Source organism: Arthrobacter sp. efr-133-R2A-120, assembly GCF_030209835.1.
GTDB lineage: Bacteria > Actinomycetota > Actinomycetes > Actinomycetales > Micrococcaceae > Arthrobacter.
Map to the genome: position 1 here is coordinate 58,148 of NZ_JARVRF010000006.1, position 26,482 is coordinate 84,629.

Annotated in this window: 18 protein-coding genes; 3 read left to right on the forward strand and 15 right to left on the reverse strand. The window is 65.1% G+C overall.

The window, feature by feature from the left end; translation table 11 throughout:
• Positions 1–110: 110 nt before the first annotated feature.
• From QRN52_RS04380 to QRN52_RS04395, 4 genes are all read right to left on the reverse strand, one after another.
• On the reverse strand, positions 111–863 hold the full coding sequence (locus QRN52_RS04380; protein ID WP_284751553.1) for an IclR family transcriptional regulator: 753 nt from the start codon (positions 861–863) through the stop codon (positions 111–113).
• A gap of 47 nt (positions 864–910) precedes the next feature.
• The gene (locus tag QRN52_RS04385; protein ID WP_284751554.1) at positions 911–1,471 is read right to left on the reverse strand and encodes a hypothetical protein; all 561 of its coding nucleotides are present in this window, start codon (positions 1,469–1,471) and stop codon (positions 911–913) included.
• A 107-nt stretch (positions 1,472–1,578) separates the two neighbouring features.
• Positions 1,579–2,349, reverse strand: a complete 771-nt coding sequence (locus QRN52_RS04390) for a GAF and ANTAR domain-containing protein (protein WP_284751571.1) — start codon at positions 2,347–2,349, stop codon at positions 1,579–1,581.
• A 146-nt stretch (positions 2,350–2,495) separates the two neighbouring features.
• The gene (locus QRN52_RS04395) at positions 2,496–3,347 is read right to left on the reverse strand and encodes a M55 family metallopeptidase (RefSeq protein WP_241707541.1); all 852 of its coding nucleotides are present in this window, start codon (positions 3,345–3,347) and stop codon (positions 2,496–2,498) included.
• Between the two features lie 206 nt (positions 3,348–3,553).
• Here QRN52_RS04395 and QRN52_RS04400 point away from each other — a divergent pair, with 206 nt between their 5' ends.
• Genes QRN52_RS04400 through menC form a run of 3 tightly spaced genes read left to right on the forward strand, consistent with a single transcriptional unit; the run spans position 3,554 to position 8,992 of the window.
• Positions 3,554–6,961 carry a serine hydrolase gene (locus QRN52_RS04400; protein WP_284751555.1) on the forward strand — a complete coding sequence of 1,136 codons (3,408 nt, stop codon included), beginning with the start codon at positions 3,554–3,556 and terminating at the stop codon, positions 6,959–6,961.
• Positions 6,958–7,842, forward strand: coding sequence for a hypothetical protein (locus QRN52_RS04405; protein ID WP_284751556.1), 885 nt, complete (start codon positions 6,958–6,960; stop codon positions 7,840–7,842). The genes QRN52_RS04400 and QRN52_RS04405 overlap by 4 nt, the downstream gene beginning before the upstream one ends.
• Complete coding sequence (menC, locus tag QRN52_RS04410; protein WP_284751557.1) at positions 7,823–8,992, forward strand: o-succinylbenzoate synthase; 1,170 nt, start codon at positions 7,823–7,825, stop codon at positions 8,990–8,992. Before QRN52_RS04405 ends, menC begins: the two co-directional genes overlap by 20 nt.
• Here menC and QRN52_RS04415 read toward each other — a convergent pair.
• The 11 genes from QRN52_RS04415 to QRN52_RS04465 all read right to left on the reverse strand — a co-directional run bounded on the left by QRN52_RS04415 (position 8,963) and on the right by QRN52_RS04465 (position 25,947).
• The gene (locus QRN52_RS04415; RefSeq protein WP_284751558.1) at positions 8,963–10,627 is read right to left on the reverse strand and encodes a PucR family transcriptional regulator; all 1,665 of its coding nucleotides are present in this window, start codon (positions 10,625–10,627) and stop codon (positions 8,963–8,965) included. The two genes, menC and QRN52_RS04415, sit on opposite strands and share 30 nt — an antisense overlap.
• Before the next feature lie 77 nt (positions 10,628–10,704).
• Complete coding sequence (locus QRN52_RS04420) at positions 10,705–11,856, reverse strand: M20 family metallopeptidase (RefSeq protein ID WP_284751559.1); 1,152 nt, start codon at positions 11,854–11,856, stop codon at positions 10,705–10,707.
• The gene (locus tag QRN52_RS04425; RefSeq protein WP_284751560.1) at positions 11,853–15,197 is read right to left on the reverse strand and encodes a serine hydrolase; all 3,345 of its coding nucleotides are present in this window, start codon (positions 15,195–15,197) and stop codon (positions 11,853–11,855) included. The genes QRN52_RS04420 and QRN52_RS04425 overlap by 4 nt, the downstream gene beginning before the upstream one ends.
• 59 nt (positions 15,198–15,256) lie before the next feature.
• Positions 15,257–16,213: an ABC transporter ATP-binding protein gene (locus QRN52_RS04430; RefSeq protein ID WP_284751561.1), complete on the reverse strand. Its 957-nt coding sequence runs from the start codon at positions 16,211–16,213 to the stop codon at positions 15,257–15,259.
• A 26-nt stretch (positions 16,214–16,239) separates the two neighbouring features.
• On the reverse strand, positions 16,240–18,198 hold the full coding sequence (locus QRN52_RS04435; RefSeq protein ID WP_284751562.1) for a dipeptide/oligopeptide/nickel ABC transporter permease/ATP-binding protein: 1,959 nt from the start codon (positions 18,196–18,198) through the stop codon (positions 16,240–16,242).
• Positions 18,198–19,202, reverse strand: coding sequence for an ABC transporter permease (locus QRN52_RS04440; RefSeq protein ID WP_284751563.1), 1,005 nt, complete (start codon positions 19,200–19,202; stop codon positions 18,198–18,200). The genes QRN52_RS04435 and QRN52_RS04440 overlap by 1 nt, the downstream gene beginning before the upstream one ends.
• Before the next feature lie 21 nt (positions 19,203–19,223).
• A complete protein-coding gene (locus QRN52_RS04445) occupies positions 19,224–20,813 on the reverse strand; it encodes an ABC transporter substrate-binding protein (RefSeq protein WP_284751564.1) in 1,590 nt (529 codons plus the stop codon).
• Between the two features lie 49 nt (positions 20,814–20,862).
• Complete coding sequence (locus tag QRN52_RS04450; RefSeq protein WP_284751565.1) at positions 20,863–21,750, reverse strand: serine hydrolase; 888 nt, start codon at positions 21,748–21,750, stop codon at positions 20,863–20,865.
• Positions 21,747–23,138 (reverse strand): serine hydrolase domain-containing protein, encoded by a 1,392-nt coding sequence (locus QRN52_RS04455; protein ID WP_284751566.1) that lies wholly within the window; start codon positions 23,136–23,138, stop codon positions 21,747–21,749. The genes QRN52_RS04450 and QRN52_RS04455 overlap by 4 nt, the downstream gene beginning before the upstream one ends.
• 172 nt (positions 23,139–23,310) lie before the next feature.
• A complete protein-coding gene (locus tag QRN52_RS04460) occupies positions 23,311–24,834 on the reverse strand; it encodes an amidohydrolase family protein (protein WP_284751567.1) in 1,524 nt (507 codons plus the stop codon).
• Positions 24,835–24,894: 60 nt separating this feature from the next.
• The gene (locus QRN52_RS04465) at positions 24,895–25,947 is read right to left on the reverse strand and encodes an FUSC family protein (protein ID WP_284751568.1); all 1,053 of its coding nucleotides are present in this window, start codon (positions 25,945–25,947) and stop codon (positions 24,895–24,897) included.
• Positions 25,948–26,482: the final 535 nt, after the last annotated feature.

A 26,482-nucleotide genomic window follows, 5' to 3' on the forward strand; every position in this document is an offset into this window, starting at 1 on the left:
GTTCCTCGCTTCATTGCGGAACCGCGCCTGAAGGCTGCGGTCGTTCTGCTGATCAGTGTGACCCCCACCGCATGGTCGGTGTTATACGAATTCCGTTCAACGGAAAATCCTTAAGCGTTCCGCTGCTCCCCGAGCTGGCGCCCGATTCCGCGGGCCGCCGTCTGCAGCGCGGGTACCAAGGCCTGCAGGCGCATTTCAGCGAGGGGAACCACGACGCCGAGCGCGGCTACCGTGCGCCGCTTGCCGTCCGCGACCGGCACCGCGATTCCCCATGTGTCCGGATCCACTACGCCCGCGAGCTGCGCGTACCCCTGCTGGGCGGTTTCGGCCAAAAGGTGACGGACGACGTCGGCCGTCACCTTTCCGGCGGGGTCGCTGAACTGTTTGAGGTACTCAGCCTGCTGTTCCCGCGGCTGGCTAGCCATCAACGCCAGCCCAGCCGAAGAGATATGAACCGGCATGCGGCCGGCAACCCGGGCGCGGTTGGCCACGGATCCCCGGCGGGACAGCCGCTCGACGAACAATGCCTCCCAGCCGTCGAGCACGGCAAGGTTCACGTTCTGGTTCAGGACCTGCTGGATATCCTCCATGAACGGCAGAGCCGCCTGCCGGAGGGCCAAGGTGGGTGAATTCCGGTTGACGAGTTCCCACAAACGCAGGCCCAGGCGGACATCTCCGCCGACGGCCAGCTCCAGGAGCCCGTGGTCGGCGAGTTGCCGGACCAGGCGATGGGCGCTTGTGAGGGGCAATCCGGCAGTCTCCGCGAGTTCGGAAAGCCGCAGCGACGTGGATGCTTCGGGGAACGCCTCGATGATCCGGACGATGCGATCCACCACCGAATCGCCGGATGCCGAGTTGGCCACTGCGCCTCCACCACTTCCCGCGGATTCCATTGAATGGGGGCATCAGTTTACATCGGCGCGGAGGGATCCGCTGTGTCATCCCTGGTTTCCCGCCGCGAAATCTCCAAGCCAATCGCGTCGTAGTGCGCCAGGACTACCGGCGAGGCAGACGTACTGGGCTGGTCCAGCAAGCCAAAAGCGAAATCACTGGCGGCAAGGAGTTCTTCATCGGTGCACTTGTCCAGCGGTTGGAGTCCCGCCGCATCGATCGAGGCTGCGAATTCGCCCGTGATCTCGATCGATTTCGATCCCGTTGCGGCTTGCGCGAGGCTCGCAGGCTTGTCCGTGAATTCCAGCGAAACTCCGTAGCCAGCGCCAAGGCCCACTTCCGTCGTTCCGCCGTCGATCGCGTTGAGGTCGTTGCGGAGTCCCGCCAAAGCCTGCGATTCGACAATCGCGGCGCGGGAAAAGCCAACTCTGATGTGGGAGGTGATGCCCATTCGACGAATCCGGCGAACGATGTGAACGAGTGCGGGCCTCGAATCTTGATTGAGGCTTCCCCGTACGTCGATTTCGACGGCGTCCGTGGAGACATCGAATTTCACAAGGGCGTGCAATCTACGGTCCATAGGTACTCCAAATAAGGGTGTCTATGGCCGACGGCTCAACCTCAAGAAGGTTATCGCCTCGCCCCCCTTGTTGTACACCCCACGAGTTGACCCGCGGCGGGCCCGGCTCACCCTGCCCGGCTGCGGCCCGGCTCCTGGGTCGGTTCTTCGAAGTGGGTCAGGGTGCCCGCTGCGTCAACAGAATCCACCAGGGACTTGGCGATATCGCGCAATTTCACATTGCGATTGCTTGAGGCTTCCGTCAGGATCCGGACAGCGTCCTCCTGGCTGCAGCGGCTCTGTGCCATGACAATTCCTACCGCGATGTCTATGACCGTGCGGGACTCCATCGCCGCCCGAAGGTTCTTTGCGCTATCCGCATGGAGGGCGAACCTGATGGCGAGACGCAAGGCCTGCGATACCTCACGGGTGTATCCGCGGGCCCGGTCTGCGGCCCTTTGGTCGAACTTGTAAGGCGCTTCGGAGTACAGGTTGAGCGCCGCTTTTGCCTCTCCCTCAAGGTTGAATGGCAACGACAACACCGACCTCAGGCCGTGCGACGCAACCGCGGCCGCATAGTCGGGGCCCCAACGGTTCTCCTCAAGAAGATCCGGGACGTGGACTTCCCGATCCTCTTCGGCAGCCGTCAAACATGGACCCTGGGCCAAGGAATATTGGATCTCGTCCACTTCGCGGGCCGCATCACTGCTCCAACCAATCGTGAGCGCCTTCCGCTCGCGTAGCAGCGTGATCCCGCAGAGCGCATCATCGCCGTCGCCCGCCATCTGGTGGGCAGAAAACCGAGCCAGCTCATTGAGGAAGTCCTCGAAGTCGGCACTCTCCAGGATCAGGTTCTGGATTCGGTCGATGGTAGTCAAACTGGTATCTGCAGGAAGCATGGCGCGTTCTCCTGGTGAATATTCTGATTGGGGCATGTGGAAACAATAAGTCCCTTTACATAAGGTCCCACACGGCTGGCAATTGAGAAACACCCAGGCCGATTCTCCCAATAGGCGCCTTCGGGTTCCAGCACCTTCAGCTCTAGCTAGCGCCGCATGACGAGTGCTGTCTTGGCGTACATGGCACTCGCCGCGAGTTCATAGAACACGACGATCAGTCCGAGCACTTGGCCAGCATCCGTTACAGTGCATTCGACCGAGCGGTCGCTCGTGCGTCGCGCACCCGGAATCGACATTGCAAGCTCGGCGGCGTTTGCCGTCGGCATGTCCACAGCAACCGTGAACTGCTCCGGCAGTTCCGAAACTGTGAGAGCCGCCGCGTTACGCACGACGCGCGCCGCGGCTTCGCGAATGGCGTCGCGAGCCACGGAAGGCGCAACCGATGCGGTGGAAGTGTAACCGTGCGCGACTTTGACCTCGACTACCTCGACGCCCGCGAACTGCTTCCGAGCGATACGGCAGATCACGTCATCGCCGCTGACGAGCCCGACGGGGACGCCGAGCGAGCTCGCGTACATGGCGTTGACCTCGGCCTCCGAGACCACCGCGCCGTTCACCCGCACCTCCGTGAAGTGGCTCGAAAAGGTGTGCGCAAGCACGCCGTGTTCCCCTGCGGGGGCGTGATAGCCGATGAACAGGGCGACGTCGCAATCCGCCGTGAGTCCCTCGGCCATGCACTGTGCCTTCGGACTGCCGAACACGACGATGGCCCGGGGGTCAAGAAGCTCGTGAATCAGGTTGTCCATCGTGCCGTGCGAATCGTTGATGACCACCTCGTCCGCACCCCCATCGAAGGCACCCGCGATTGCGGCGTTCGCCTCGAGCGTCATCAATTCTTGCGCACGTGGATAGCCATAGCCGCCGCGAACGACCTGGTCGAACGTCGCGACGCCGGCGACGCCCTCCATGTCGATCGAGATGAATGTCTTGATGCTCACACGTTCTCCTTCGAATCTGGGGCGCGCAGACGGGACTGCGCTCATAGAACCCCAGTATTGCGGCGACACCCCTAGCCGCACCTGAGTCAGAGCAACCAAACAAAGCTTCAGCATTGTGCGATCGGACGAAGTACGGGGGCTGTGGAACGTCGATTGTAGAGGGACAAGACATCAATGGACTCAGCGCCACGAGAAGGGGAATCACCGTGACGAGCAACACCTTTACGAACCGCCCGCTTGAGCTCGAAGATATCGCGCGCTTCGTTGTGCCAGCCGAGACCGCCATCTCGCCCGACGGCAAGCTCGTGGTCTTCACACGCACGGAAACCTTGAACGGCAGGGCGCACAGCTCACTCTGGGCGGTCAGCGACGGCTCCGAGGCCCGCCGTCTGACGAGCGGCCCGGCCGATTCCGCGCCGCAATTCGTTCCCGATGGCTCCGCGGTTCTCTTCCTCCGGGCATCCGCTGGACCAGCCCAGGTGTATCTACTGCCAATCGGAGGAGGTGAAGCGCGGGCACTTAGCCGGACCGCCGATTTCCCCCTGGGTGTTACGGCCGCGCGCATCAGCCCCGACGGCCTCCGCCTCGCCATCACCGCACCAGTTTCGCGCAACGTCACGGGGTCCGCGGTGGAAGAGCCGGTCGTGATCGACAGGCTCGGCTTCAAGACCGATGGGGTCGGCTGGAACGCAGCGGTTCGACTGCACCTCTTTGTAAGTGAGATCGCATCCGGCCGAGCGCGACGCCTCAGCGACGGCGACTGGAACGCGAGCGAGGCGAACTGGTCGCCCGACGGCCTGCTGATCGCCTTCACAGCCGCCATCGAACCTGGCAGTGACGTCGATTGGACGAGCGGCGCCTACGTGATCGACGTCGACGCCAAAATGCCGCTGCCGCGCCGAATCGGCCAAGCCAGCAGCCTCAGCGGGGCACTCGCATGGTCACCAGACGGTGGCTCCGTGATCGCAGTCGGGAACACCGCCCCGCGCACCGGGAATGCCGAGCTCCTTCGTCTTTACGTCGGCACGGATGAGACCGACGCGTCGTTAACTGCCCAGCTCGACCGCAATGTCATGGCTGGCTTCCCGGGCTACCCAGGCGGGCGCCCAACGTTTCGCGCCGACGGCTCCGAGATCCTCTACTGCCTACGAGACCGCGGCTGGACGCAGCTGCACGCGGTCACCCCCGATGGCACGAGCTCACGGGCATTGGTCGCAGGGCCCCACCAGGTGGTCTCTGCCCTGTCCGTTGCGTCTGCTTCCGCACGTGTCGCCTTCGTGCTCACCACCCAGCAGAGCCTGGGTGAGGTCGCGACGCTAGACCTGGCGACGGGCGTCCTCACCGTGCTCACGAGATTGCGCGAGAGCACCCTCGCCGGCATCGAGCTGTTCGAGGCCGAAGAACGCGAGTTCACAATCTCGGATGGCACACGCGTTCATGGTTGGTTGCTCTCGGCCCCTGAGACGGATGGAGCGGCACCCCTGCTGCTCGACATTCACGGCGGCCCACACAACGCCTGGAGTGGTGTCGCTGAAGGTGTTCATCTTTACCACCAGGTCTTGGCGGCGAAGGGCTGGCGCATCCTTATGGTGAACCCACGCGGCTCGGATGGCTACGGGGACGCCTTCTACCGGGCCGTAAACGGGGGCTGGGGTACCGCCGATGAACGCGACTTCCTCGAGCCGATCGACACGCTCGTTGCCGAGGGCCTCGCCGACCCAGATCGCCTCGCCGTGACTGGTTACAGCTACGGAGGCTTCGGCACCTGTGCGCTCACGGCAGCGACCACCCGGTTTGCCGCGGCCGTCGCAGGCGGCCTGATCTGCAACTTCTCCAGCATGGCCGCCGATGGCGAGCACGCCGCGTACTTCTCTGAGATGAGCACCGGGGTTGCGCCGCTCGGCCACTACCGCGAGCTTCTCGACGCCTCGCCGATCGCCCGGGTCACCAATGTCACAACGCCGACCCTCATGCTGCACGGAGCCGAGGACGCATCCTGCCCCGTCGGACAGGCAGAGGAATGGTTCAAGGCCCTACGCCTCGCCGAGGTGCCAGCTCGCCTTGTTGTCTACCCGGGCGGGAGCCATCTGTTCATCCTGGACGGCCCGATCGAGCATCGCATCGACTATAACCGCCGTCTTATCGAGTGGCTCGAAAGCTACGCGCGGCCCGTCTCCCGCGCGCGGCCGCGCGGTCTCACGGCCGCCGGTCAAGGTGCCGGCTTCTGGCGCCGTCGCCTAGGCGTTCTTCGCACGCGCTACGGTGTCACGGCTGCGCAGTTCGGCATCGTGCGGCTCAACGAGAACGGCACCCCGATCGAGTGCACGACGGCGAGCTCGGGAGTACTCGACATCGGCTCCGGTGTATCCACGACGGACGACGCGCTTTTCCAGATTGGCTCGATCACCAAGGTCTGGACAACGGTCCTCATCATGCAACTCGTCGACGAAGGGCGCCTGGACCTGGATGCACCGGTGCAGAGCATTCTGCCCGATTTCGCCCTCGCGGATCACTCCACCGCTGCCGCCGTCACCGTGCGGCACCTGCTGATTCACACGAGCGGCATCGACGGAGACCTCTTCACAGACACCGGCCCGGGCGACGACTGCGTCGAGCGCTACGTCGAGTCACTGAAGAGTGCCAAGCAGGTGCACCCGATCGACGAGCGTTTCTCGTACTGCAACGCAGGCTTCGTCGTCGCGGGACGGATCATCGAGGTGCTGCGAGGCTGCACCTGGGACGCCGCGCTACGAAAGCACATCATCGCTCCCATGGGACTCGAACACACGATCACCCTGACCTCGGACGCCCCACGCTTCGCCACCGCAACCGGGCACTCTGGTTTCGGCGATGCGGCCCAGCCGGTTCCGAGCTGGTCGATCACGCGCTCCATGGGGCCAGCCGGCCTGATCACGGCGAGCATCGGCGACCTGCTCAGCTTCGCCCAGACCGCGCTCCGTGGTGGTGTCGCTCCCAACGGCACCCGCATACTCTCCGCCGAATCGGCCAGGGCCATGCTCGAAGAGCAGGTGAGCCTGCGCGCAGTGTCGCCCGCGACCGTTGGCTGGGGGCTCGGTTGGTTCCTCGAAGACTGGAAGGGAACATTCGTCTACGGACACGATGGGGGTACCATCGGCCAACGCGCCTATCTGCGGGTCTTCCCGGAGGACGGTTTCGCGCTCGCGCTGCTGACCACGGGAGGCCAACCGGACGGTCTCTACCGAGAATTGTTCGGCGATGCCGCTAGTGCCATCTCGACGGCGAGGATTCCGGATGCCCTGCAGATGGACTCGAGCGGCGCGTCCGCCGCGCTTGCCGCGATTGCCGGACTTGCCGGAGGGACTGCCCGGAAACCGCTTAGCTACGCGTCGGGCGGAGCGGCGCTCACTTTTGAGAACGGCGAGAATGGTCCGCAACTCACAATGCGGGAACTCACGGACATCCTGCAGGACGGCGAGGAGCCCACAGCAACCACTCTCAACCTTGTGCCGGCTACCCAGCCCGGGGTCTTGCTCTTCACCGCGCCCGACTCCGCGGGCTGGGCACAATTCCGTCCGCTTGAGAAGGGCGCCTATCTCGGTTACCGCTATATGCCGCATGGTGATGCCTCGTGATCAGTGGTCTCCTCACGAGCGAGGCCAGTCGCGACAAGATCGCTTCACTTGCCGAGGCCGAGGCTGACGCCCTGGCCGTGGCCAGCGGGGTCAGCGTTCGCACCCTGCACGGCCCGGCCGAGATGGAGCTGGCCTCTGCCCTTCTCGCGACAATCTGGAAGGCCGAAGGAAATGAGCCACACATCGACCCGGGCCTTCTTGTCGCGCTCGCCCACGCCCACAACTACGTGGCCGGCGCTTACCGCGGCGCGGACCTTGTTGCCGTGTGCGTCGGGTTCTTCCACCCGCCGCCCGACCGGGCGCTGCATTCACACATCGCGGGCGTCGTCGGCGGGAGCGACGGGGCCGGGGTCGGCAAAGCGCTCAAACACCATGAGCGGGCCTGGTGCCTTCGCCGCGGGACCAACACCATGACGTGGACCTTTGATCCGCTCATCGCGCGCAACGCCTACTTCAACATTCACCGGCTCGGGACAGCCGCAATGGAATACTTGCCCAATTTCTATGGAGAGATGACGGACAGCATAAACCGCGGCCAGGACAGTGACCGGATGCTACTCGTCTGGGATCTGCTGCGGGAGCCCGGTGCCCGCATAGCGGCCGGCACCTCGGAACCGGAGGCCTGTGTCCTCTACAACGAGGACGGCGTGCCGCGTCTCTCCCTCGACTCCCTGGGCTCAGCGCAGCGCGTCCGGGTCGAGATCCCCTCCGACATCGAAACGATGCGCATCGAGTATCCCGATCGAGCCGCTCGCTGGCGCCCAGCGCTCCGCGACGCCCTCGCAACACTCATGAACGACGGTTGGCAGGTCACCGACTTCGCCCGCCGAGGCCACTACAGTCTCGAAAGGACCCCCACACGTGCGCATTCTCAGCATTGACCTCATCGATATCACCCTGCCCCTTGTCTCGCCATTCACCACCTCGTTCAGCACCCAAACCTCGCGCGCACCGCTGCTCGTCAAGGTGACGGCCGAGCACAATGGCCGTGAGGTGACCGGCTGGGGCGAGTGTGTGGTTCTCGACGAGCCCGTTTACTCGCCTGAGTACCTCGATGGCGCGCGCGAGGTGTTGCAGCGCTTCCTGATTCCGGCGCTCTACGCCTGGCAGGATGCTGGCAAGGCGCTCACCGCCGAGCTTGTCGGCCACGTGCTTGAGCACCTCGTTGGCCACCGCATGGCGAAGGCCGCACTTGAGATGGCGATCCTCGATGCCCAGCTGCGGGCGACGGATGTCTCCTTCGCCTCCTATTTCGGCGCCACTGTCGACGCGGTCCCGTCCGGCGTTTCGGTCGGAATCCAGAAGTCAATCCCGGATCTGCTCTCTGCGGTAGGCGACTATGTCGACCAGGGTTACGTGCGCATCAAGCTCAAGATCCAGCAGGGCTGGGACATCGAGCCCGTCCGTGCAGTGCGCGAGCGCTTTGGCGATATCCCGTTGCAGGTTGACGCGAATACCGCCTACCGGCTCGTCGACACCCCGCACTTGCGCAAGCTCGATCCTTTCAACTTGCTGCTGATCGAGCAGCCGCTTGCTGAGGACGATCTGCGCCAGCATGCCCTCCTCGCCCGAGAGATCTCGACACCGATGTGCCTGGACGAGTCGATTGTCTCGGCCGCCTCTGCCGCCGACGCCATCGTCATGGGAGCCGCCGCAATTATCAACATTAAGCCCGGACGCGTTGGCGGATACCTCGAAGCCAAACGCATTCACGACATCGCCGTTGCCAATGGGGTCGCTGTGTGGTGCGGCGGGATGCTTGAGACCGGCCTCGGCCGCGCGGCAAATGCGGCACTCGCCGGCCTGCCCGGATTCACCTTGCCCGGAGACATCTCGGCATCCGACCGCTTCTACAAGCAGGACATCACCGAGCCCTTCCGCATCGAAGACGGCCAGATCCGGATCCCGAGCGGCGCGGGCATTGGCGTCGAGCCGATCCCTGCGGTGCTCGCCGAGGCGACGACACGGACCGTGACGGTCGCCCCGCGGCGAGCTCAGACGCTACGGCGAGCGATCGCCGTCGGTAAGTAGGCGCAACTGGATCATGGCTGCGAAGCGCGCTTCCGGGTCGTTCAGGTCGATCCCTCCAATGGCGGAGAGCCGGCGTAGGCGATAGCGGAAGGTGTTCGGGTGGGTGTACACGAGCGCGGATGCCGCGGCGACGTCGCCAAAGGCATCTAGCCAAGCGCGGAGAGTCTCAACAAGTTGTGCGTTGCGTACCCGGTCGTACTCAAGCAGCCGCGCGACCGGGCCGCTCGGGCGGTCGCCGCGAGCGGCGGCAAGGTCTCCGAGTTCGACGAGAAGCGCCTCAACCTGCACGTCGTCGAAGATCACGACCTGCGCATGCGACTTACCGAGTTGAAGAACGCGCAGGGCGCGATCCGCGCTGACGCGGGAAGTGGGGAGTGCCGCATGGTCGTCCGCGATTGTGCCGATACCGAGCAGCAGGCGCCGGTCGCCGCCGATGCGCGCGAGGAATTCGTTGGCAACTCGTGCGGTGCGTCGGCCGGCATCCGCTTGATCCGGACGAACGCTGACGACACCGTAGACGATGTTGCCGATGAGGGCGGCGGCGGAGCGGGGGTATACCGCGCCCAGGTGCATCGAGAGGGCGTCCGCGATGCGTTGCCGTGCGGCGAGAAGACGCGCATGCGCGGCCCCGCCTTCCTCGTCCTCTTCGGAATCCGCGGCAGCGAGCGCAAGTACAATGCAGTGGTGACCGGTGAGGCGCAACTGTGACGCGGCGTCGGCCGCGCCCGAGCCGCCCTCAAGCAGCGTGGCAAGTAAATCGGCCCGCAGCCTGCGCTCAACGTCGGCGCCGGCGCGTATTCGCAACATATGCAGCGCGACCAGCTTCGCGGCATCCTTGAGCGCCCCGATCCGATCTTTCGGCATTGGTTCGCGCACCGCAACCCAGATGGAGCCGAGAATCTCGTCGCCCGCACGCACAGCGAGTGCCACACGAGGGTACGAGGCCACTTGGGCGTCGACATCGACGGGAGCGACCTCGATGGGGTCCGTGCTGCGATACAGCTCGCGGAACACGCCGCGCTGTTCCAACTGGCGCATGTAGCGCTCGGGAACCTGACGGCCGAGAATTGTCTCCACGCGGGCGGGATCCGCTTCGTCTTGCTTACCGGAGAAGGCGACGACTCGGGAGTTGCGGTCCTCGATCGTGACCGGCGCATTGAGAAGTGTCGAAATTGCATTGGCGAGCGAGAAGAGGTCACCGGCGGGCATTCCACCGAGGCCTTGCGGTCCGCTCTCGCCGACATCGCCTTCCGCGATGAGCGAGCGCAGCATCGAAGTGAGTTGCGCCCAGGATGCACCGCGGGTCAGCGCGAGCACGGGAATGCCGGATTCTTCGGACGCGCGTATGATCGCCGGGTCTGCACTCACAGGCGCCCTGAGCACGAGGCCGGCGGCGTCTTGCGTGGCGAGTGTTGTGAGCAGCTCGACGATCTCCTCGGTCTCGCGCATCCCAACGCCGAGAACGAGCGCGCCGTGTGAGGGGATCGCATCGTCGAGGGAGTCGTGGATGATGACCGTCTCGATCTGCTTTTGACCCTCCGCGTTTCCGCAGACGAGTTCAAGAAGGGTCGTTCCGAGGTCTTCGAGAACCCGGCCAAGGCTTGAGCGCGGCTGCGTCGTCACTGGTATGAGCACGCCTCCGACACTACGGGCAGACGGTACGACTCGACATTGTTGCGCACGACGAAATCGTACCCCGCTTTCGTCGTGCGCTACGGAATGTAGTCCGGCTCTCTTCCGCGGACGACCAGGGCAGGATCCGTCTGTGAAAACTCGTGGATGAGCTCGGCGATGAGCGCGTGGACAAGGCCAGTACGTTCGATCCATGCGCCAACGAGCGCGTGTTCATTGCTAGCGTGCGCACCACCGCCCACTGCGCCGAGCCCGTCGAGCGTTGGGACGCCGATCCCGGCCGTGAAGTTGCCATCGGAGGCTCCGCCGACTGAGGCGCCCTCAAGGCGGCCGAGCCCGAGCTCCACAGCCAAGCGGCTGGCGCGGGCGAACAGATCCAGCGCGGCCGATTCCTCGAGTGGCGGACGGTTCGCCCCACCGGTGACGTTCAGCACGGCATCGGGTAACGTCGCTGCGAGCGCGCGCATTGCGGTGTCCACCCTGTCTTGCTCGGCGAGCGTGCGCACGCGCACGTCCACGGCGAAGCTGGATGCGGCTGGGACGGTGTTCGTGGTCGTACCGGAGCATAGCAATGTCGGGGTGACCGTCGTGCCGAGTTCCGCGTCGCCGAGGCTTGCGACGGCAAGGATCTGGTGCGCGGCCTCGATCGAAGCGTTGACACCCCGCTCGGGCTCGAGACCGGCATGCGCCGCCCGCCCTTGCACTGCAACCTCGTAGAGTGAGACGCCCTTGCGGGCAACCTTGAGGGCACCACCGTCGGCCGATGCCTCGAGAACGAGGGCAGCGGCGCATCCGATGGCCTCGTCTTCGATGAGCTGCCGGGAGCTGGGCGAACCGAGCTCCTCGTCGCCGGTTACCAGGAGGCTCACGCCATCGCGGTTCGGAAGTGCCGCAATGGCGTGGAGCGCCATCACGAGTCCCACCTTCATGTCGAAGCAGCCCGGCCCGCGCAGCACGTCGCCGTTGATCTCGAACGGATGCTCGATGAGCGATCCGATCGGCCAGACCGTGTCATGGTGGCAGAGTACGAGAACCCGGGGGGTACCGAAGCGCCAGCGCAGGTGGGTACGTCCCTCGATCACGATCCGCTCGGGGGAACAGCCGAGCAGCCGTTCCCCGAGCTCCGTGATGGTGTCCGCGCTGCGGGCGACGGCAGCCAGGTCTGTCGAGGGCGACTCGCGTTCAACGACCGTACGCAGGTCTTCGAGCATCTGCTTGGTGTCGAAGTTCACTGCGCCACCTTGGGCATTGCCCGCGCACCGAAATGCACGTACTGCTCGCCCGTCGGCAGTGAGTAGAAAACCAGCGAGAGCCACCCCTGAGTGCCGGGCGCCCGCAGCGCGAATTGGCCATCGCTCACCGGAGTGAGGGCGTACTCTTCGACGGGATTCGGCCTAGATTCGGCGACGACGCCGCTCACGGTCGTGCGCATACGCACGGCCTCCTCCTCCATAAAGACCTCCATGACTACGCTGGAGCGCTCGTAGGTACCGAGATACCGCGACATGTCGCCCGTGTATGGCTCGGCCGGCGGGCCGAACGATCCCGTAATCGAGATATCGGCCAGCTCGCCGAAAATCTCGTTGTAGAGCTCGGTGTACAGATCGTGCGTGTTGCCGCCGTTGGTGAGCAGCGTCACGGCGATGCCATCTTCTGGCAGGATGCGCAGAAAGGCGGCCTGGCCGATCGTGTTGCCATCGTGACCGTAGAGGCGCTTTCCGCCCCAGTCGAAGCGGATCCAGCCGAGGCCCCAGGAGTCGCCAAGCACGTACGGGTCGGGAACGTCGGTCTGGTGTGTGGTCATGAGCTCGGCGCTCTCCGCCGAGAGAATGCGGGTACCGTCGGCCGCGAGCCCGGACTTGAGATGCATGCGGGCGAACTCGAGCACATCCGCCGCGCTGGCATCGATGAGGCCGGCAGGGCCAAGCGAACGGGGGAGTGACCACATCGGAGCGAGAATTGGGCCGTTCTCATCGGCGCCCACATGGCCGGCGGCGGCACGGTGAAGCAGAGCCTCCTCTGGCAGCGTCACGGTGTGCTTGAGACCGAGCGGTGTGAACAGGCGATCGCGAAGGGCGTCATCCCAGCTGAGACCTGTGAGCTTCTCGATCACGCGGCCCATGAGTGCGTAGCCGGAGTTGCAGTACGAGAAGGTCGCCCCGATGGGGTGGTTCTGCTTGACCTCCGAGAGGGCATCGACGTACTTTTCGAGGCAGTCGTCGCCACGTCCGGTGTCGGTGAAAACGTCACCGTCAATGCCGCTGGTGTGGGTGAGCAGATGGCGCATCGTCACCGAGTTGCTCACCTCGGCGTCGGCAACCCGGAACTCGGGGACCACGTCGAGGATCGGGGCATCGAGGTTGAGCTTGCCCTCGTCGACGAGCTGCATGATGACGGTCGCCGTCCACACCTTCGAGATCGAGCCAATCTGGAAGACGGAGTCGTTGGTGGTTTCGACACCGGTATTGATGTTGAGAACGCCGTGGCTCGCGAGGACAGGTTCCTCGCCGAGGCGCAGGATGCCGAGCGTGGCCCCAGGAACTTTGTGGGCGGCCGCCAGCTCGCTCAGGCGCTGCTGCCAGTGCGCGGCGTTGAGAGCCTTCTTGCGGACAGGGGTGCCGGCGGCCGGGGCATAGCGCTCCACCCAGTCGACGATGCGCTCGTTCCAGTCGGCGCGGTGCGAGGGTGCCCCGCCGAGAATAAATAGGTGCGAGCCGCCCGGGTAGAGCACGAGCTCGCTCGGCACATCCTGTTCGCGGAGGGCGGTGAACCACTGCTCGGCTTGGCCGACTGGGCAGCGGTCGTCCTCGCCGCCCTGCACGATGAGGGTCGGAGTGCGAACCTGGCCCACCTGGCTGTAGGGCGATTGCGGGGCGAGGAGTTCCGGGTTCTTCCACGGCAGGGCACCGCTCTCGAGGCGCGACAGGAAGTGGCCGGCATCCGATGTGCCCGCGACGCTCGTGAGATCGGCGACGACACCCCCGGCGACAGCAGCGGCGAAGCGGTTGTCGCGCGAGGTCAGATAGCAAGCCATGAAGCCGCCGTAGCTGTAGCCGGTGACGGCGAGGCGTGCGGGGTCGGCAACACCCTCGGCGACGAGATCGTCGATCGGCTCGAGGAAGTCCTTGGCATCACTCGTGCCCCAGCCGCCGAGAGCTCCGCGAAAGAAGTCGTTGCCGTAACCGTCGCTCCCGCGAGGGTTGACCGTGAGCACAGCCCATCCGCGGGCAACAAGTTCGTGGTGGTAGGCGTGGACGGGGTCGGCGGCTCCGCTCCACGCATTGTGCGGCCCGCCATGCACATCGAGCAGGAGCGGGAGGGGGCCGGTGCGTTGCGGGTCGCGGCGCAGCCAGCCGTGCACGACTAAGCCATCCGAGATCGTGAAGCTCCGCGGCTCGGCGACGATGACGCCGGTCTCCTCTGGCGAGTAGCTCGTGAGCACCGAAACGGTGCCAGAGCACAGATCGACCGTGGCGACTTCACCGAAGGACGTTTCCGTCGCGAGCACGATCGCGGCGGTGTTGCCGACGACGGAGACGCCGGACACATTGGCCGCTCCGCCGACGATGACGCGCGGCACCTCACCGTCGATGCTCGTAGCGTAGAGGTGGGTGTAACCACCGTCGCGCAGGCAGAAGATGACTGTCTGGCCATCCGCACTCAGCTGCGGGAGAGCCCCGGGGTAGCCTGCGCCACCCGGCATGACATTTCGGTCGAGAGCCGAAGAGATGTCTCGTGGCGCTTCGCCGTCGAGGGGAAGGAGCAGCACGCTCGCGTTTCCCACCTCGGCATCGGTGCGACCGACGGCGATGAGCTTGGCGGCATCAGGCGTCCAGCCGGTGACGGAGAGCTGCACGTCGGCCGCACCCACGAGGCGTGGCCTGGCATTGCCATCGCTCGAGGAAATCACGTAGGCGGCCGTCTCGAAGGTGAGGTCTGAATCGGCCTCTTTGCCGGTGGAGAAGGCGATCCTTTCGCCGTCCGGCGACCAGACCGGATCGCCGGCGTGCCAGTCGCCACGGGTCAGCTGGGTGATTTCGCCGCTGCCGAGGCTCAGGACATGGATGTGCTTGCGCAGGGTGCCAAGGAGACCGGCGCCGTCGGCCTTGTAGCCGAGCCTGTTTGCGACGATTGGTGCCGTGCGGCGCTTCGCGAAGTCTTCGCTGCCTTCGCCGGGCAGCGCGGCGGAGTCGATGGCGCCGGAGAACGCGATGCGTGTGCCGTCGCCGCTCCACACGGGGGCGCCAGCGCCGAGAGGCTGCGTCGTGACCTGTTCGGCTTCGCCGCCGCCGATCGGCAGAACCCAAATCTGGGGCGGCCCGTCCTGGGCGCGCAGGAAGGCTAGACGTGTTCCATCCGGGCTCCATATCGGCGTCGAGTCGCCTGTCCCCCGGGTCAACCGGCGCGGTTCGCCGCCCTCAGCGGCCACGAGCCACAGCGAGCGTTCGTCGCGGTCTTCGGCGCGGTTGGTGGTCTTGAGAACGTAAGCGATGCTGCTGCAGTCCGGCGACAGAGCGGGCTGCTCTGGAAGCTGCGTGGCAATGAGGTCGTCAATTACACGTTGTTGTGCCATCGTGTGGGTCTCCTGATCAATGAGTTACGCGGTGCGGGGTTTGGCTGGAGCGGATGCTGTTACCAAGAGGGTTCGAAAGGTTGGGGTACACGGCCCCTCGTGAGGTCGGCGAAGTGGCAGGCCGTGGCGTGCCCCGGCGTCGTGGGAAGCTGTGGCGCGCTCTGCACGCAGATCTGACGCTCGGGGTGGACGAGCGGCCCGATCGGGCAACGGGGGTTGAATCGGCAACCGCTCGGCGGGTGATGTGGGTCTGCGGGTTCGACGTCCATCGGAGCGGCCGGATCAACGGCAAGAAGGTTGCCGTTGCGGGTCGGCACGGATGCGAGCAGCTCGCGGGTATACGGGTGCTTGGCGTTGTTCAACACCTCATCGACCGGTCCGAGCTCGACGATGTGGCCGAGGTACATCACTGCAATGTAGTCGCTCAGATAGCGCACGACCGAAAGGTTGTGCGAGATGAACAGCATCGTGAGTTCCAGCTCGGCGCAGACATTGCGCACCAGGTTCAGGACCGAGCCCTGCACCGAGACGTCAAGCGCCGAGGTGATCTCATCGGCGATGATGACCTCGGGTCGTGCGGCGAGCGCCCTAGCGAGGCCAATGCGCTGACGTTGGCCGCCCGAGAGAGCGCCAGGGAGTGAACCCGCACGGTCGGGGTCAAGGTTGACAAGCTTAAGCAAGCGCCCGACCTCGGCCCGCTTGGCCGCGGCTGAGGAGAACGTGCCACGCGGAATCATCTCGGCGATGGACTCGCCGATCGCCATCCGTGGATCGAGCGAGGAGAACGGGTCCTGAAAGACCATCTGAATTGGGTGCCGGCGCCGCAGTTTCGCGACGTCGACGCCGTCGAGCGTGATCGCGCCGCCCGTGACAGGGGCGAGTCCGATGGCGGCCCGGGCGAGCGTCGACTTGCCCGAGCCTGATTCGCCGACGAGGCCGACGACCGAACCGGAGGGGATGGTCAGCGAGACGTCATCGACGGCGGTCAGGCCTGTGCTGCGGGATCCATATCTCACGCTGACATGATCAAAACGTAGCTCGCTCACTGCGCGCCTCCCACGGTTGCGACCGGCGCAGCTTCCGTGCGCGGTGCGGCGGTGCTGAGTTCCGGCAGTGTCACGCGAGTATCGCCCCCTACGGGGTTCCAGCAGGCGACCCGGTGCTTGCCTCTGTGGGTCTCCAGCTCGGGGTCGGACTCGCGACACTGTACCGTCGCCAGCGGGCAACGAGCCGCGAAGGCGCATCCGAGCGGTACCTCGCCGGGTGCCGGCGGGCGGCCGGGAATCACACCGAGTGGCTGTTCGCGGTCGGTGTCGAGATCGGGCACGACCTCAAGCAAGGCGCGGGTATAGGGATGGCGTGCGCCCGTGTAGAGTTCCGCCGTCGGAAGATCTTCGACGACGCGGCCGGCGTACATGACAAGCACGCGTTCGCAGCTTTGCGAGACGACTGCGATGTCGTGGCTGATCAGCAGGATCGCCGCGTTCGTGTCGGTGCGCACCCGTTCGAGGAGCCGAAGAACCTGGCGCTGCACCGTGACATCCAGGGCGGTGGTCGGTTCGTCGGCGATGATCAGTTTGGGGCTGTTCATGAGGCCCATCGCGATCATCGCGCGCTGTCGCATCCCGCCGGAGAATTCGTGAGGGTACTGTTCGGCGCGCCGGGTGGCCGCGGGCACGCGCACCGCCTGAAGCTGCTTGACGGCGCGTTTCATGGCGTCCTTCTTGCTCATGCCCTGGTGTTCCTGTGCGGCTTCGGCGAGTTGGCTGCCGATGCGCCGGGTGGGGTTGAACGAGGTCATTGGATCCTGAAACACCATTGCGAGTGATGTGCCGAGCAGCCCACGAATGGTCTTCTCCGGCGCGGTGAGCATCTGGATGCCATTGAACTCGAGTCGATCGGCGTCCACGACACCCGGCGGTTCGATGAGCCGTGAGGCGGCCAGCGCGGTCAGGCTCTTGCCCGAGCCGGATTCGCCGACCACCCCCAGCGCCTCACCCTCCCTGACCTCGAAGCTCACCCCGCGAACGGGGTGCACCAGACCGTTGGGGGTTGGGTACGAGACGCGAAGGTTCTCGATGCTGAGAATCGTGCCGACGGAAACGTTAGGAAAGGCGGGAGCCGTACGAGTTGCGGGCTGTGGCAGCGGCGAGAGCGTCCAACGACCGGTGGCCACGCGGCCGCCGGCAACGGATGCGGCGGTCTCTCCGAGCAGGTTGAACGCGAGGCCGGCAACGACGACGGCGACGGCCGGGCCGAAGGCTGCGGCGGGGTTGATGTAGATGCGGTTGAGTCCCTCGCTGAGCAGCTTTCCCCAGTCGTAGGCGGGAACCTGTACGCCGATGCCGAGAAAAGACAGGCCGGCGAAGGCCAGTAGCGCGCCGCCGGCTGCAACGGTCGCGTTGACGATGAGAGGCTCGGCAATGTTTGGCAGTACGTGCCGGATGAGCACGCGCAGCCGCGAGACCCCGGCGGCGCGCGCGGCAGAGATGAAGTCACGGCCCGCGATCGCGGCAGACATAGTCTGAGTGAGGCGGGCAAAGCTCGGGGCCATGGCCAAACCGATCGCGAACACGGCCCCGGTCGCGCCGACACCGAAGACCGCGGCCAAGAACAGCGCGAGCAGGAGGCCAGGGAACGCGACGGCAATGTTGACGATGCCGACGACGAGGCGTGCGGCCCAACGCGGGAGTACTGATGGGGCCGTACCGAGCAGGGTTCCGACAGTGACGCCGATGACGACGGCGATGACCGCGAGTGCGACCGAGAGCTGGGTAGCGATCAACACGCGGGCGAGAACGTCGCGACCCAGCGCATCCGTTCCAAGGAGGTGCTCCGCGCTTGGACCCTGCTGTGTGCCAGCGGTGTCGATGGCCTCGGCCTGTGCGCCCCAGAGCAGTGGGGCAAAGATCGCAAGCAGGGCAACGATAAGGACGAGAACCGTGGCGGTGGCACCGACCGGGCTACGGACGATGGAAAGCCATTTCAGACGAGTGGGCATCAGGACTCCCGGATTGTAGAGCGCGGGTCGAGAAGTGCAAGCACGATATCGATTACGAGGTTGACGAGAAGTACACCGATTCCATAGATGAGCACGACGGACTGCACCACCGGGTAGTCCTTGGACAGGATGGACTGCACGATCATGGTGCCGAGGCCGGGCCAAGCGAAGATGTTCTCGACAAGTACGGTGCCCGCGACCATGCCGCTGAGGAGGAGACCGGTGAGCGTGAGCGTCGCCGTCATGGCATTGGGGAGGGCGTGGCGGATATAGATTTTGCGGGGCGCCAGGCGCTTGGCGCGGGCGGTGCGAACGAAGTCTTGGCCGAGGACGCTGAGGACCTCGACGCGGATGATGCGTGAGAAGACAGCGATTGGCCCGATGGCCAGAGCGATCACGGGTAAGACCAGCCCTAGCGGGCTGTCATTGCCCGCGATCGGGAACCACTCGAGGTTGACCGCGAAGATGTAGACGAGCCCGACGCCGAGGAGGAACTCGGGGATCGCGGCGAACACCACACAGACGATGGCGAAAGTGAGTTCGAGCCCGCGTCTGCGGCTGCCGCGGGTCGCCACGGCCATTGTGACGCCGAGCGGAAGGGCGATGAGTAGAACGAGGAGGCAGGCGAGCAGGGCGAGCTGCAGGGTGGCAGGTAACCGTGTCGCGATAACGTGGGCGACCGGCTCGTTGGTGATGGTGGAAACTCCGAGGTTGCCGGTGAAGAGCTTGGCGAAATAGTTCACGTATTGCACGATCAGTGGTTGGTCGAGACCGAGCGCGGCGCGCCGGGCCTCGACCAACTCGGCTGGTGCGTTCATGCCGAGTGCCGCACGTACGGGATCGCCGGGCACGAGGTGGATCATGAGGAAGGCCGCCGTGATCAGCACCCACAGCGAGAGGATGAATTGTCCGCCGCGTCGCACCGCGAAGGTCAGCCAGGGGCTGATTCCTGCGCGTGATGCGGCAGTCGGTGCCGCCACCGTTTCGGTCATGGTGCTGGTCATGGGGCTACCAAACTTCCCGAGTTACTTGAACAGACGAATTGACGCGGGCTCGAGGCTGTCGCTCTGGACGAACTCCGCCTTGCTGCCGAACACTGACACAACCGAGTTCGCGAACGGAATGACGTCTGCGGCGGCGATGAGTGCTGCCTCGGCGTGCGACCAGTCGTCACAGCCTTCCTTGCCCGGCTTCGTCGCGGCAGAGGTCGTGGCGGCGATGTACTCGGCGTTATCGGTGTAGCCGAAGTTTGAGCCTTTCGGCGGGGTTGAGCCGGCGAAGAACGGCACGATCTGGCTGGGCAGGCCAACGCCGACTGAGATGAGTGCAACGTCCCAGTCGCCGGTACCGAAGAGCGTCTGGCTCACGCCGTTGGCATCGACACCCTTGGGGGTCGCCTCAACGCCGAGCTCTTTCCACATCGACTGCAGCAGCTCCGCGGTCGAGCCGAAGGAGTCGGAAATATACGAGGGGTAGATGACGGTGAGTGAGAGCTTCACCCCGTTCTTCTCCCGTACGCCGTCCGACCCGGGTTTCCAGCCGGCGGAATCGAGTGCGTCGGCTGCGGCCTTCACATCGAAGGCCGGGATGTTGGCCTTCGCCACGTCGGCATGGCAAGGGTTTGGCGCCGCGTTGACGAGGCTGGTCGGCGCGGTGCCCTTGCCGTTCGAGAGAACCGCGCGCAGCTTTTCGAGGTTCAGGTCCTGGGTGAGGGCAAGGCGAAGTGCCTTATCAGAAAGCAGTTTCTTTGGGTTCTTGTTGAACTGGATCTGTCCCAAGCCAACCTGAACATCATTGGAGAAGAGCTTATTGGTGCGCAGCCGATCGGAATCGGGCCCTACAACCTGTGCGGCGTTCAGTTCGCCGGAAAGCAACAGATTTGCCGCAGTGGTCTCGTTGGGCAGGACTTTGAAGATGACCGTGGCGGGGATGCCGGCCTGCTTCGGGTCCCAGTCGCCGGGGCCCCAAACGAACTCTTTGCGCCTGGTCAGTGTGTACTGCGAGTTCGGGGCGATCTTGGTCATCGTGTACATGCCGGTCGCGCCTTCACCCTTGGCGAGCGCGTCCGCGTGGGCAAGAGCCGGCCCGCACACCATGTGCACGCTGCCAACGTTTTCGAGTAGGAAGGCGTCGGGCGCGCCGCTCTTTACGCTCAGCACGCCGGTGGCGTCGTCGCCTGTCGCGACGGTGCCGGCTTGTACGTTAAGCCCGACGAGGGGTGAGCCGTTCTTCGGGTCCGCAATGAAGTTGATGTTGTCCGCGAGCATTGACGCGGTGATCGGGGTGCCGTCAGCGCAGGTGGCGTCCTTGCGGAGGGTGAAGGTGGCGTTGGTGGTGTCGGCCTTCCACTTGTTCGCGAGTCCGGAAAGGATGGTGCCGTCACTCCCTACCTCGACGAGGCGCGAGTAGAGGAAGCGGTCGATGGTGCGCGCGACATTCATCGCGGTGATCATGGGGTTGAGGTTTCCCGGGTCGGCGCCGATTGCCATGGTGAATGTGCCGTCGGTCGCAAGCTCGTTGCCGGGGTGGTTGCCGGAAGCGCCGGGCGCGGCGCAGGCCGTGAGAGCAAGTGCTGCCGCCCCAACGAGGGCGACGAGTGGGGTAATGGAACGCATGAGATGCCTCCAGCTGGTCGTGTGCGGGATGGGATGTGTGCGGGTGGAGTTACGAAGAGAGCTCCCGGAGGTGCTCAACCGCGAGGTGACCGGCCACGCCGATGGAGGCGTCGACGGCGGGCAGGCGGTCTGCCAGCGAGTCGGCTCTGGTGAAGACGGCGACCGCATACTGCCGTCCGTCTGGGTAGGTGACGACGCCCGCCTCATTGCGCACTGCGGGCACGGTTCCCGTCTTCGCGGCAATCAGTACATCACTCGGGAATCCCGATGACAGCCGGTGCGGCCAGATCTGCTGCGCCATGATGTCCCTGGCGGTCTTGCAGGCCGCTGGAGACGCTGCGGTGTCAGTCCAGATTGCATTCAGGAGTGTCGTGATGTCCCGCGGAGTCGACGCGGCAGTACGCAGCGGATCAAGGATCGAGAGGCCCCAGATCTGCTCGGCCGTCGCCGCTTCCAGCAGCTCCTCGAGGTCGCAGTCCGCCCCGCCGCCAAGGTCCTCGACGACCGAAGCGAACAAGTCTTCGCAGCAGCCGATCAGACGCGTTTGGCTGAGCCCGAGGTCGCTCACGACCTGGTCGACTGCCTCCCGACCGAGTTGGTGGTAGAGGACGTCGGTTGCGGCGTTATCGCTCATCACCATCATGTTGTGGGCGAGGTCACGCCAGCTGGCCTCGACATCGTCGGCGAATCCCGCGGTCCCGACTCCGCCGGTGCGGTAGCGCGCAGTGACAGTTGTCCGCCCGCTTGGATCCAGCCGGCCGGCATCGACCGCGCGGACAAAGGCGACCAGGACGAAGATCTTGAACACGGATGCGAGAATGACGCGCTCGTCGGAGCGGACGGAGACCTCGTGGTCGCAAGCCGCTCCGATTTCGCGGGCGTGCAGAAAGCCGGTGGCTCCAACCCGCGTGAAGACATCCGAGATGGCGGCGGTCATACCGACACCCGGCGGTCGGCGCGACCGGTGTGCAGGTACAGCGCGTTGCCGTTGCCGTCGTCGCCAATGAAGGCGTGCGGTGTGTGTAATCCGTTACGGGCTTTGCGTGCGATCAGGGTGTCGCCCTTCCAAGGCACCAGCTCGACCGGGGGCCGCTCCAGGGCAAGCTCGGCGAAGATTCCCTTCATCTTCTGTTCGATCCAGATCCGCCCCTCTGTGTCCTGGGTGACGTGGGAGTCCGCGACCTGTGAGCTGTAGGTGCCGACGTAGCGCGAGGCATCGATGGCGTGGACGTCGTTCGCGGGGGTGGGAAGCTCCGGCACGACAATGCCAGTGAGACGGTTGATGACCGGGGAGATGAGCTCCTTGTAAAGGCCAAGAACGTCGCCGCCGTTTGTCAGCACCGCAATCGCGGCCTTCTGCCCGGGGATCACGCGGAGGAAAGCGCTCTGGCCGATTGTTCCTCCGTCGTGGCCGATGACGGGACCGCCCTCCCAATTGAAGAGCTCCCAGCCAAGACCCCAGCTGTCGCCCATGAGACCGAGCTCCGGAAGCTTGACCTGCTGCTCCTGCATTGCTGCAACGCTTTCGGCGCTCAGGATCCGTTTGCCATCCGGGCCAACTCCGCCGTCGATGTGCATCTTTGCGAAGGCGATGAGGTTGCTCGCGCTCATAGCGAAAACGGATCCGGCCGGAGCGTTCGAACGCACGAGTGACCAGACCTGTGCCGGCTCCGGGGCGGCGCCCTCGGTCGGGCTGATGTGACCAAGCGCGGCACGGAACATGATTGCCTCGCCTGCCCCCGTGGCCGCGTGCTTGAGCTGCAGCGGGTCGATGAGGTGTTCGCGCAGGCAAGCCTCATAGTGCTTACCACGAACAACCTCGACGATGCGGCCGAGAACCGAGAAGGCTGCGTTGTTGTAGGAGAACATTTCGCCGGGTTCGAAGAGCTGTGGCACGTCGGCGAGGATCGGCATGAACTTCTCGACGGCGTCTTCGCCCTCGGTCGTGGCGGTGAAGATGTCGCCCTCAAAACCGGAGAGGTGGCTTAGGAGCTGACGAACGGTGATCTTCGCCGCGGCGGCCTCGTCGGCGATGACGAAGTCCTTGACGTAGAGGCGGACATGTGCGTCGAGGTCGACGAGTCCCTCGTCGACAAGCTGCATGACAAGCGAGGTGGTCCAGACCTTGGTGATGGAACCGATCTGGAAGACCGAGTCGGTGGTGGCCTCTACGCCGCTCGCTTTGTTCAAGATGCCTGCCGCGGTCCGGACCACGTCGCCATCACTGAGAATCGCCACGGATGCGGCGGGCACTTGGTATTTGGCGATGAGGTCGGGCAGCTTTTCCTCGACCCAAGCACCGATCTGTGACAGTGATTCCACCATGAAAGTTCCTCCTCGTTGAGAATGCGAATTCGCTGAGCCTATTCGCTGCCGCCGCACTAAAAACTGGTAGCAAACGACGAGACTTGTGTGCAGCTTGGTTCGATCGCACAAAGTGGCCTGCTCGCCGCAAGATGCGTCGGGTCGCGTGCATCCCGAGCAAAGTAGGTTCCGGTCATCGGGGGTCTCCCTTGAGTGGGCGGCCGGGGAACGCGTCCGTCAGCATGAGGCCGCCCCGCACGACGGCTGTACCGCCGACGAAGAGATGGCGCACACCGACGGAGGGACGGGTGGAATCGAAGTAACTTGCGGTGTCGGAGAAGCGCTCCGGCTCGATCACGACGATGTCGGCGTCCGCACCGATACCAATGTGGCCCTTGGCCCGTGCGCCGGACGCTGCATCATCGAGAACGCGCGCCGGCAAGTAGGAACAGCGCCGGAATGCCTCCAGCCAGCTCCAGACGCCGGTCTCACGCACCATCATGCGAATCGACCGGGCAAACGTTCCTGCCGTGCGGGGGTGGGTGGCGCCCCCGGCCGGTAGCGGCCACTGGAGTGATTCGCGAACTTCGCGGGCCCACGTGACGGGCATGGCATCGCTCGCGACGATGGCATCGGGAAAGGCGAGGGCGCTCTGAAGGAGGGCCCGGTCGCTCGGATCCTCTTCGTTGAGGAACGCGACTACGCACGCGGCGGCCGGGTCGGTGCGGCGAATCTCTGTCAGGCGCGCGGCATCCGCGACCCGTTCACCGGTGGTGACGATCGTGATGTCGCTCGGCTTGATGCCCCAGGCGCCGAGGCGCTGCGGATCGAGGAAGAATGCGCCGATCGCGGTGCTGCCCGCACCGTAGGGGTAGGTCTCCACGGTGACGCGGTTTCCCTCGGCCTGAGAGCGTTCGAGCATGCCGAGCACACGGTCAATGTGGCGGCGGGAGGTGCTGTTGACGTGACAGTGGTGCATGGCCGCGCCGGTTTCGGCGGCGGCAATCATGATCTCCGCAGAGCCGTCGATCGGTGTCGTCGGGTCCGCCTCGATCAATTCACGCACATGGGTGAATGTGGGAGCCTTCGCTGCGGCGGCGAGACGGGCGACCGCAAGGAACTCCGCCGGATCGGTGCGCGGCGCATAGCCGAGCAGGATGCCGATTCCGAGAGCGCCGTCTGCGATCTCTGTCTCGAGCTGCGCGAGCCAGGTGCTCAACTCACGCGGGGTCGAACTGCGCTGCCACTCTGGTTTGGCGAGTAAGCCGAGGGCGTTGTGCACATCGGCGACCGGTGCCTCGCCTAGATGAGCAAAGGCGCGTGCCTGCGCCCAGGAGGCCGAAAAGCCGTAGTTGAGGGGGCGGCCCTCGCGCGCGGCATTGGCCATCGCCGCAGCGACCGGGGCCAGCCCAGCTTCGAGGTCAAGTGCCGTCGTGACTCCGTCCATCGCCTGCAGGCGCTGCCCGGCGACGGAATGAACATGGCTGTGGAGGTCGACGAAGCCCGGACCGACTATGCATCCGCTGACGTCGATGACCGTGGCCCTTTCGGTCTCGGCGCGGGACAGCTGGGCCCCTGCCGCGGCTATGCGGCCGTCCTCGATGAGGAGATCGCTGATGTTGTCGTGTCCGGTGCCGGGGTCGATGACCCGGCCGCCCTTTAGAAGTGTGCGCATTGAGCCAGCTTGGCAGGTTTCGGATGCATGCCAATTGGTCATTCTGACGATCGGCACCCGGTGACATCGTCGGGTTGAACCACAACGAGCGCCGTCGTTCGCTTAGCTCCGGGCGCCCCGTTCCCTGACCCGGGACCATGCCGCAGGCGCCAGTACCACCGCGACGCCGACGGCGGCCCCGATCACCGTCTCGACGATGCGGTCCCGCAGCAAGAGCCCGGGCGGGACGTTGGCAACCAGCAGAGTGGAAATGAGCGCGAGCGGAGTGACGAATATCTGTGCCACGAGATATTGGCGCGCAATGAAGAGCTCAGCCCCGAACTGGCATACGGCAATCACCAACACCATCTGCCATGGCGCCGGGCCGAGCCAGAGGATTCCGGCCAACACCAGCAACCCCAGCAGGGTCCCCACGATCCTCTGGATTCCCCGTTGCACCCGATGCCTTGTACTGCGCCCCACTAAGGGAACCACTGCCGCCACCATGGCCCAATAGCCGTGTCCGAACCCGAGCCGCTGCCCGGCCAAGGTAGCAAGCGTTCCAGCCAGCCCGGCAGCCACGAAGTAGCCTGAGCCTTCCAGCCAAGCTGCCCGGATTTCCTGGGGCAGCAGCCGGTCCGCCGCCGGTCGCTTCCAGGGCGTCCGGTGGCTCGGGACCACCCGTGCCGACATTCCGATCAGCAACGCCAACACCGCAGTCAAGACGGCGGCCAGCATCCCTTCCCAAAGCGGCGGCTGCTGGGGAACGGAGGCGATCGCGGCGAAAGCAAAAATATGGAAGAGGGAACCTGCCGGGCGAAGCCTCCACAGCGCAGTCACCACGGAGCAAAGAGCAGCAACCAACGTGGTGCCGAGCGTAAGGATCCACACGTACGCGTCCAAGCCCTGCGCGGCCCTGGCCGTCAGGGTGGCGAGCAGGATGATGCCCAGCAGCAGCGAACCGGCCCTGAGTTGGCTTCGAAAACGGTGGCTGTGGGGCTCGTTACGGCCATAGATATTCGTGAACGCCGCAAAGCTGGCGAAGACCACAAGGTCCAGTCGTCCGAACAACACGAGGGTGATCAATGGCAGGAAGACGCCCACCGCGCAGCGCACAGCCGGGTGATGGTCCTTGTTGCCGGGACCGATCCTGAACATCTCTGCCAGGGCGTTCAATGGATTGCCTGCCTCTTTGCTTCTCTTGAGCGCCGTACTGCTCAACTAATACTGCCCGACGGCGGCACTGGCATCCGCTACGAGCCTACGCCGGGAGGCTCCAGGCAGCCCGATCGCCTTCCGTTGAATGGTAGACCTTGAGCGTGAGCATTCGACGACGTTGACGGCGAGGCCGCCCATGGCGGCTTCCTTAGTTAGTTGTGGTCGGGTTGGGGGCGGGTGAGCGAGTTCCTCCGCGTGCTGCTCCTTCGTCGCTTTGACGCACGCTTCCGGAACCCACTCACCCGCCATGTAGCCGTCACCAGAGCGAACGGTCAATGTTCTCGCGTTTCAAAGGAGGCGACCAGAGGGCCCCTTCGGGCCCGGCCTCCGGCAGCATGCGTCTAAGGGAGCGTCACGTCCGCTCAGCGGGCGTCTACGCGACCGAGCACGCGGAGGATGCCGGCCCCACCGGGCAAGGCGACCAAAGACGGTCAGCCTAGGTTCGCGACGCCCGGGTAGAGCGGGTGCGCGGCGGCGAGTGCCTCCACGCGGT

What these genes read in the sequence shown, in the direction of transcription:
- QRN52_RS04385 (WP_284751554.1), bottom strand. Translation starts at nt 1,471, where the DNA reads ATGGACCGTAGATTGCACGCCCTTGTGAAATTCGATGTCTCCACGGAC.
- QRN52_RS04390 (WP_284751571.1), bottom strand. Translation starts at nt 2,349, where the DNA reads ATGCTTCCTGCAGATACCAGTTTGACTACCATCGACCGAATCCAGAAC.
- QRN52_RS04425 (WP_284751560.1), bottom strand. Translation starts at nt 15,197, where the DNA reads ATGGCACAACAACGTGTAATTGACGACCTCATTGCCACGCAGCTTCCA.
- QRN52_RS04435 (WP_284751562.1), bottom strand. Translation starts at nt 18,198, where the DNA reads ATGCCCACTCGTCTGAAATGGCTTTCCATCGTCCGTAGCCCGGTCGGT.
- QRN52_RS04440 (WP_284751563.1), bottom strand. Translation starts at nt 19,202, where the DNA reads ATGACCAGCACCATGACCGAAACGGTGGCGGCACCGACTGCCGCATCA.
- QRN52_RS04445 (WP_284751564.1), bottom strand. Translation starts at nt 20,813, where the DNA reads ATGCGTTCCATTACCCCACTCGTCGCCCTCGTTGGGGCGGCAGCACTT.
- QRN52_RS04450 (WP_284751565.1), bottom strand. Translation starts at nt 21,750, where the DNA reads ATGACCGCCGCCATCTCGGATGTCTTCACGCGGGTTGGAGCCACCGGC.
- QRN52_RS04455 (WP_284751566.1), bottom strand. Translation starts at nt 23,138, where the DNA reads ATGGTGGAATCACTGTCACAGATCGGTGCTTGGGTCGAGGAAAAGCTG.
- QRN52_RS04460 (WP_284751567.1), bottom strand. Translation starts at nt 24,834, where the DNA reads ATGACCAATTGGCATGCATCCGAAACCTGCCAAGCTGGCTCAATGCGC.